Source organism: Streptomyces sp. NPDC002602 (assembly GCF_042889445.1).
Taxonomy (GTDB): Bacteria; Actinomycetota; Actinomycetes; order Streptomycetales; family Streptomycetaceae; genus Streptomyces.
The window spans coordinates 157,325-166,379 of sequence record NZ_JBIAQX010000017.1; the positions used below are offsets into that span (position 1 = coordinate 157,325).

A 9,055-nucleotide genomic window follows, 5' to 3' on the forward strand; every position below is an offset into this window, starting at 1 on the left:
GCCCGCCTGCGCGCCCGCCTGCGCCGCGCCGCCGCCGGCCTCGTCAGCCTCCTGGCGGCCTCCCCCGCCCCGTCCGGACGCTGACCCTCCGCCACCTGCGGGCACCACCCGTCGCCCGACCGCCTCCTCGCCCCGCCGCCGCCGAACCCTGGAGCACGATCCCCATGAGTGACCGCCCTTCCCAGCGCCTCCCCCTCACCGGGGCCCAGACCGGGGTCTGGTACGGACAGCGGCTCGACCCCGAGTCCCCGGTCTACAACGTGGGCCAGTACGTCGAGATCGAAGGCGACCTGGACCCGGGCCTGTTCGTGACCGCCCTGCGGCGCACCGTCGCCGAGAGCGAGGCGCTCACGGCCCGGTTCGGCGAGGACGAGGCCGGCGATCCGTACCAGCTGACCTGGCCCGGACCGGCAGCCGGGCCGATCGTCGCGATGCTCGACCACACGGGCCAGGACGACCCGCTCGGCACGGCGCTGGCCCTGATGCGCCGGGACATGGCCACGCCGGTGGATCCCGTGACGGACCCGCTGTACGCGTTCACGCTCCACCGGATCGGTGCGGGCCGCACGCTCTGGTACCAGCGCGCCCACCACATCGCGCTCGACGCCTTCGGCTTCTCGCTGATCTCGCGGCGCACCGCCGAGGTGTACACCGCGCTCGTCCGCGCCGAGGAGCCGCCCGCGAACCCGTTCGGCGCCCTGAAGGTCGTCACCGACGAGGAGCGGGAGTACCGCGAGTCGCCCCGCTTCGAGGCCGACCGCGCGTACTGGCTGGAACGGCTGGCCGACTGCCCCGAACCCGAGCCGCTCAGCGGAACCGCACTGCCCGCCGCGCACGCCTTCCTGCGCGACGGCGCCACCCTGTCCGCCGAGGAGACCGCCGGCCTCCTGGACATCGCCCGCTCCGCCCGCGCCAGTTGGGCCGACGTGGTGACCGCCGCGTTCGCGGCGTTCCTGCACCGGGCGACCGGCGCCCACGACGTGCTGCTGTCGATGCCCGCCATGGCGCGCCTGGGCTCGGCCGCGCTCAGGGTCCCGGCCATGGTCGTCAACGTGCTGCCGCTGCGGATCGCCGTGCGGCCCGGCGTCGCGCTGGGCGACCTGGTCGCCGAGGTCGCCGCCGGGATCCGCGACCTGCGCCGCCACCAGCGCTACCGCGCGGAGGACATCCGCCGCGAGTTGGGCCTGTCCGGCCGCGCCCGGGGGCTGCTGGGTCCCATGGTCAACGTGAAGGCGTTCGACAACTCCCTGGACTTCGCGGGCGCCCCCGGCACGGTGCACAACGTCGCCGCCGGTCCCGTCGACGACCTGACCCTCGGCGTCTACCACGACGCCGCCGAGGGACGGATCCGCTTCGAGTTCGACGGCAATCCCCAGGCGTACGACGCGACCTCGCTGGCCGAGCGCTGCCGGGAGTTCGCCCGCTTCCTGCGCGCGGCCGCGGCGGCCGGCCCGCTCGTTCCCGTCGGTCGTCCCGACCTGCTCTCCCCGGATGCCCTGGAGAGCGTCCTGCGCGCCGGCAACGACACCGTGCGGGCGTTGCCTCCCGGTACCGCGGTCGAGGCCTTCGCCGAGCAGGCCCGCCGGCACCCGCTGCTGCCCGCCGTGATCTGCGGTCCGGTCACCCTCGACTACGCCACGCTCGACGAGCGTGCGCACCGGCTCGCCCGGGTGCTGGTCGACCGGGGCGTCGGACCCGAGAGCTTCGTGGGGCTCGCCCTGCCCCGCACCGCCGACCTGGTCGTCGCCCTGCTCGCCGTCTGGCGGGCCGGCGGCGCCTACCTGCCGCTGGACCTGGACTACCCCGCCGACCGGCTCACGTTCATGGTCGAGGACGCCCGCCCCGTGTGCGTGCTGACCACCCTGGACAGTGCCGCCCTCGCCCCGCTGGTCGAGGGGGTGGAGACCGTGGTCCTGGACGCCCCGGACACGCTCGCCGCGCTCGCCGACGTCAGACCCGGGGAGCAGGCCGCCGAACCGCCCCGCCCGGCCGCGGAGCACCCGGCGTACGTCATCCACACCTCGGGCTCCACCGGCCGACCCAAGGGCGTGGTGATCTCGCACGGCGCCCTGGCCAACTTCCTGCACATGCAGGCCGAGGTTCTCGAACTGACCCCGAACGACCGGCTGGTGGCCGTCACCACCCTCTCCTTCGACATCGCCGCGTTGGAGATCCACACCCCGCTGATCTGTGGGGCGACGGTGGTCCTCGCCGACCGGGACACCGTGCGCGACCCGGCGGCGCTGGCCGCCCTCGTCGACGAGCACCGCCCGGCCGTCATGCAGGCCACCCCCTCCCTGTGGCACGCGCTGCTGGAGGACGGTCGGCCGACCACCCTGGACGGCACCCGGGTCCTCGTCGGCGGCGAGGCCCTGCCCGCCGTGCTGGCCGAGCGGCTGGCCCGTACCGCGCTGTCCGTCACCAACGTCTACGGACCGACGGAGGCCACCGTGTGGGCCACCTCCGCGGACCTGGCGCCCGACCACACCGGTGTCCCGGACATCGGCGTGCCGTTCTGGAACACGCGGGCGTACGTCCTGGACGGCGCCCTGCGCCCGGTCGCCCCGGGCCGTCAGGGCGAGCTGTACCTGAGCGGCTCGCAGCTCGCCCGGGGCTACCTCGGGCGGCCCGCGTTGACGTCCGAGCGGTTCACCGCGGACCCGTTCGGCGGGCCGGGCGAACGCATGTACCGCACGGGCGACCTGGCCCGGCGGACCGCGGACGGGCGGATCGAGTTCGTCGGCCGGGCCGACGACCAGATCAAGCTGCGCGGTTTCCGGATCGAACTCGGCGAGATCGAGGCGGCGCTGACGGCGGCCGAGGGCGTGGGTCGCGCCGTGGTCCTGGTCCGCGAGGACCTGCCCGGCTTCCCGGCACTGGTCGGGTACGTCACCCCGGCCGGCGACGGCCCGGCCCCCGAGGCGGGCGCGGTGCGCCGGGCGGCGGCCGGGCGGCTGCCCGAGTACATGGTCCCGTCGGCGGTGGTGGTGCTGGACGCGTTCCCGCTGACCTCGAACGGGAAGGTGGACCGGCGTTCGCTGCCGGCCCCCGACCTGTCCGGCCTGACCGGTTCCGGTCGTGCGCCGCGCGGCGCCCGTGAGGAGATCCTCGCGGGGATCTTCGCGGAGGTGCTGGCCCTGCCGGCCGTGGGTCCGGACGACGACTTCTTCTCCCTGGGCGGGCATTCGTTGTTGGCCGCCCGGGTGATCGCCCGGGTGCGGACCGCGCTGGACCGCGAGTGCGGGATCCGCGACGTCTTCGAGGCCCGTACGGTCGCGGCGTTGGCGGCCCGGCTCGCCGACCGCACCGCCGCGGCCCGTCCCACGCCGACCGCCGGGGCCCGTCCTGATCCGCTGCCGTTGTCGTACGCGCAGCGGCGTCTGTGGTTCCTGCACCAGGTGGAGGGCCCCAGCGCCACGTACAACATCCCGTTCGCGGTGCGCTTCGACAGCGCGTTGGACGCCGAGGCCCTGCGCGCCGCGCTGGGTGACGTCGTCACCCGGCACGAGGCGCTGCGGACGGTGTACGGCGAACGCGAGGGCGTCCCGTACCAGCGGGTGCTGAGTCCGGCCGAGGCGGACGTGCGGCTGCACCTGCGCGAGGTGCCGGAGGGCGACTTCGACGCCGCCGTGGACCTCGCGCTCACCCACCTCTTCGACCTGTCGGCGCAGGCGCCCTTGCGGGTGACGCTGGTGCGCGACGCCCGGTCCGGCGCGGACGCGCTGGTGGTGTTGCTGCACCACATCGCGAGCGACGAGTGGTCCATGGGGCCGTTCCTGCGCGACCTGGAGCACGCCTACGCCGCCCGGTGCGCCGGTGAGGCTCCCCGGTTCACCCCACTGGAGCTCCAGTACGGCGACTTCGCGCTGTGGCAGCGCCGGCTGCTGGGCGCGGTGGACGAGCCGGGTTCGGTGGCTGCCGGGCAGGCCGCGTACTGGCGGCGGGTCCTCGCCGCCCTGCCCGAGGAGGCGGGACTGCCGGCCGATCGACCGCGACCGGCCGTCGCCGATCACGCGGGGGCGCTGGTGTACCGCCCCCTGCCGTCCGAACTCGCCTCGGGCATCAGGACCTTGGCCCGGGAGAGCGGTACCAGCGTCTTCATGGTCGTGCACGCGGCGGTGGCGGCGCTCCTGCACCGGCTCGGCGCCGGCGAGGACATCGTGTTGGGCAGCCCCGTCGCCGGTCGGGCCGACAGCGCCCTGGACGAACTGGTCGGCTTCTTCGTCAACACGCTGGTGCTGCGCACCGACCTGTCGGGCGACCCGGCCTTCGGGGAGGTGCTGGAGCGGGTACGGACCGCGGACCTCACGGCGTTGGATCACTCCGACCTGCCCTTCGACCAGGTCGTGGAGGCCGTCAACCCCGAACGCTCGCTGGCGCGGCACCCGTTGTTCCAGACGATGGTGTCCCACAGCACCGTGACCCAGGACGTGCGGGTCCTGTTCGGGTTGCCGGCGCGGGTGGACCGGGTGGACCCCGGGGCCACCAAGTTCGACCTCGACATCACCTTCTCCGACGCGGCCCACAGCGGGGACCTGGAGTTGGAGGTCTTCTACTCCACCGGGCTGTTCGACCGCGCGACGGTGGAGACGTTCACGGACCGGCTGTTGCGGGTGCTGGCCGAGGCGGTCGCCGATCCGGCCCGCCCCGTGTCGGCGTGGGAGCTGCGCGCGGACACCGAGCGGGCCCGCATGGACCGCTGGAACGCGACCGACCGCCCGGTGCCGCCGCAGGGTGTGACACGGGTGTTCGCGGAGCGGGCCGCCCTGGATCCGGACGCGCTCGCGCTGGTCGCGGGTGCGGAGCGGCTGACGTTCGCCGAGCTCCGCGACCGTGCGGACCGGCTGGCCTCGGTGCTGGTCGAGGAGGGCGTCGGGCCCGACGCGGTGGTGGCCCTCGCCGTGCCGCGCTCGGCCGACGCCGTGGTGGCGGTCCTGGCCGTGCTGAAGGCCGGCGGCGCGTACCTGCCGCTCGACCTCGACCTGCCCGCCGAGCGGTTGGCGTTCATGGTGGAGGACGCCGCCCCGGTGTGCGTGGTGACCACCCTCGCGGTCGCGGACCGTGTCGCGGGCGTGCCGGCCGTGGTCCTGGACGAGCCCTCGACGGTGGAACGTTTCGCCTCGGCGGTGGCGGGCCCCGACGCGGACGTGGACCCCGAGCACGCGGCGTACGTCATCTACACCTCGGGTTCCACGGGTCGCCCGAAGGGCGTCGTGCTCCGGCACGCCGGCCTGACCCGGTTGTTCCGCGACCACGAGCGGGACCTGTACCTGCCGGTCGCGGCCCGTCTCGGACGCCGGGTGCGCGCCCTGCACACCGCGTCCTTCTCCTTCGACTCCTCGTGGGAGCAGCTGCTGTGGCTGGTCGCCGGCCACGAGCTGCACGTCCTCGACGAGTACGGTCGGCGCGACGCGGACGCGATCGTGGCGTACGTGCGCCGGGAGCACATCGACGCACTCGATGTGACGCCGTCGTACGGTCGGCGGCTCGTGGACGCCGGACTGCTGACCGGATCGTGGCGGCCGCCGCTGTTCCTGCTGGGCGGCGAGGCCGTGCCGGCGGGGCTCTGGTCGGAGCTGCGCGAGGTCGCCGATGTGGAGGTCGTCAACTACTACGGGCCCACCGAGTTCACGGTGGACGCGCTGGTCGCCCGGGTCGGCGACTGCGCCACCCCGGTCGTGGGGCGGCCGTTGGACAACGCCCGGGCCCACGTGCTGGACGCCCGGCTACGGCCGGTGCCCGTCGGCGTGCCCGGTGAGCTGTACCTGGCGGGCGAGCAGAACGCCCGCGGGTACCTGGGGCGCCCGGCACTGACGTCGGAGCGCTTCGTCTGCGACCCGTTCGGCGCGCCCGGCAGCCGGATGTACCGGACCGGCGACCTGGCCCGGTGGCGGGCCGACGGCCTGATCGAGTTCCTGGGCCGGGCCGACGACCAGGTGAAGATCCGCGGGTTCCGGGTCGAGCTCGGCGAGGTGGAGAGCGCGCTCGCCGCGCTCGACGGCGTGAACGCGGCGGCCGTCGTGGTCCGCGAGGACATCCCCGGCATCCCCCGACTGGTCGGCTACGTCACGGGCCCGGCCGATCCGGCGGCGCTGCGCGGGGAACTGGCGCGCGTGCTGCCGGACCACATGGTCCCGGCCGTCGTGATGGCCCTGGCGGAACTGCCGACCACGATCAGCGGAAAGCTCGACCGGGCCGCCCTGCCGGCGCCCGTGTCGACGGACGAACCGACCGGCCGGGCCCCGCGGGGCGCCGCCGAGGTACGGGTCGCCGAGGTGTTCGCGGAGGCGCTGGGGCTGTCCTCCGTCGGCGCGGACGCCGACTTCTTCCGACTCGGCGGGCACTCCCTGCTGGCCACCCGGGTGGTCGCCTGGATCCGGGCGACGGGCACCGAGTGCTCGATCCGGGACGTGTTCGAGACCCGCACCGTCGCCGCGCTCGCCGCGCGGCTGGACGGCCGGGGAGGGGCCGCGCGCCCCGCCCTGGTCGCGGGCGGGCGCCCGGACCGGCTGCCACTGTCGTACGCCCAGGCCCGGTTGTGGTTCCTGCACCGGATGGACGGCCCGAACGCCACCTACAACATCCCGCTCGTGCTGCGCCTGCGCGGGGCGCTCGACCCGGCGGCGCTGCGGACGGCGGTCGCCGACGTGGTGGGCCGCCACGAGGCCCTGCGCACCGTGTTCGCCGAGGACGCCGAGGGCCCGTACCAGCGGATCCTCGCCCCCGACGAGGCCGTGGTGCCGTTCTCGACGGCCCGGGTGCCGGCCGGTGAACTGGCCGCGCGGACCGAGGACGCGGCGGGCCACGCCTTCGACCTTGAGGCCGAACCGCCGCTGCGGATCACCCTGTTGGAGGTGGGTCCCGAGGACTGGACGCTGGTCCTGCTGGTGCACCACATCGCCGGGGACGAGTGGTCGGCCGGTCCCCTGCTGGCCGACCTGGACCGCGCGTACACGGCCCGTCTCGACGGCCGGGCGCCGGAGTTCGCTCCGCTGCCGGTGCAGTACGCGGACTACGCGCTGTGGCAGCGGGAGCTGCTCGGCGACCCGGCGGCCGAGGGCTCGCCGGCGCACCGCCAGGCGGAGTTCTGGCGCACCGCGCTGGCGGGGCTGCCGCAGGAGCTGTCCCTTCCGGTGGACCGGCCGCGACCGGCCGTGCCCTCGCACCGGGGCGCCACCCTCGAAACGGTCCTGCCCACCGGACTGGTGTCGGGCCTGGACGCGCTGGCCAGGTCGGCGGGCACGACCGTGTTCACCGTGGTCACGGCAGCGGTGGCGGCGCTGCTGCACCGGCTCGGCGCGGGAGAGGACATCCCGTTGGGCAGTCCGGTCGCCGGGCGCGGCGAGGAGGCCCTCGATCCGCTGGTCGGCTTCTTCGTCAACACCGTGGTGATGCGCGCCGACCTGTCGGGAGAGCCCGACTTCGCGGAGGTGCTGCGGCGCACCGCCGCGGTCGGCACGGCCGCGCTCGACCACGCCGACCTGCCGTTCGACTCGGTCGTGGAGGCCGTCAACCCGCAGCGGTCGCTGGCCCGGCACCCCCTGTTTCAGACCATGGTGGCCTACGAGGGCGGCGCCGAGGTGGCGCGTCCGCTCGCCGGGCTGGCCGCAGAGGAGGTTCCGGTGGCCGCCGGAGCCGCCAAGTTCGACCTGGAGATCCTCTTCCGACGGACACCCGACCGTGACGCGCTGGGCGCGGGCATGACCTGCGGGGTGCGCTACGCCGTCGATCTCTTCGACGAGGGGACGGTCCGGACCCTGGCCGATCGACTCGTGCGGCTCCTGACGGCCGTGGTCGCGGACCCGACAGCGCCCGTCTCGGCGATCGAGGTGATGGACCCGGCCGAGCGGGAGCGGATACTCACCCGCTGGAACGACACCGCCCGGCCCGTTCCCACCCTCACCCTGGACGACCTGGTCGCCGCCGGAGCACGACGCGACCCGGAAGGCACGGCCCTCGTCTTCGAGGGTGTCGAGCTCACCCGGACCGACTTCGAGGACCGCGTCAACCGCCTCGCCCGACTCCTCATCACCCACGGCGTCGGCCCCGAGAAGGTCGTCGGCGTCGCCCTCCCCCGCTCCTTCGACCTGGTCATCGCCCTGCACGCCGTCATCCGCGCCGGCGGCGCCTACCTCCCCCTCGACACCACCCTCCCCACCGACCGCCTCACCCACATGATGGAAACCGCCGCCCCGGTGTGCCTGGTGACCGACCTGCCCTCGCTGGACGCGGTCCCGGTGCCCGCCGACGCGGAGGTGGTCGTCATCGGGGCGCCCGAGGTGACGGCGGAACTGGCTTCACTGCGCGGTGACTCCGTGACCGACGCGGACCGCTCGGCGGTGCTGCTGCCGCGCCACCCCGCCTACGTCATCTTCACCTCGGGATCCACCGGCCGCCCCAAGGGCGTCATGGTCGAACACCAGGCCATCGTCAACCGCCTCCAATGGATGCAGGACGCCTATCGACTCGACAGCGACGACCGCGTGTTGCAGAAGACACCCGCCGGATTCGACGTATCGGTGTGGGAGTTCTTCTGGCCCCTCGCCGAAGCCACCCCTCTCGTCATCGCCCGACCCGAAGGCCACAAGGACCCCGACTACCTCGCCACCCTCATCCGCGAACAGCGCGTCACCGTGCTGCACTTCGTCCCCTCGATGCTCGCCGCGTTCCTCGCCGACACCGAGATCGCCACCTGCCCCACCCTGCGACTCGTCGTCTGCAGCGGCGAAGCCCTCCCCACCGACCTCACCACCCGCTTCCACACCTCAGCCGGTTCGACCGGTGCGGTACTGGCCAACCTGTACGGGCCGACCGAGGCGGCCGTCGACGTCACGGCGGCGGACTGCCCCGCCGTGGTGGCGGGTCAGGGCTCACCGTCGGCATCGGTCTCGGGTTCCACTTCGGCTTCGGCTTCGGCGTCCATCGGTGCTCCGGTGTGGAACACGCAGGTGTACGTCCTGGACCACCACCTGCGACCCGTACCCCCCGGCGTACCCGGCGAACTCCACCTCGCCGGCACCCAACTCGCCCGCGGATACACCAACCAACCCTCACT

At 74.4% G+C, this 9,055-nt stretch carries 1 protein-coding gene; it reads left to right on the plus strand.

Annotated elements, in window-relative coordinates; genetic code table 11:
- Positions 1-164: 164 nt before the first annotated feature.
- The coding region (locus ACFYW3_RS32415) for an amino acid adenylation domain-containing protein (protein WP_389388117.1) at positions 165-9,055 on the plus strand (8,891 nt) is incomplete at its 3' end.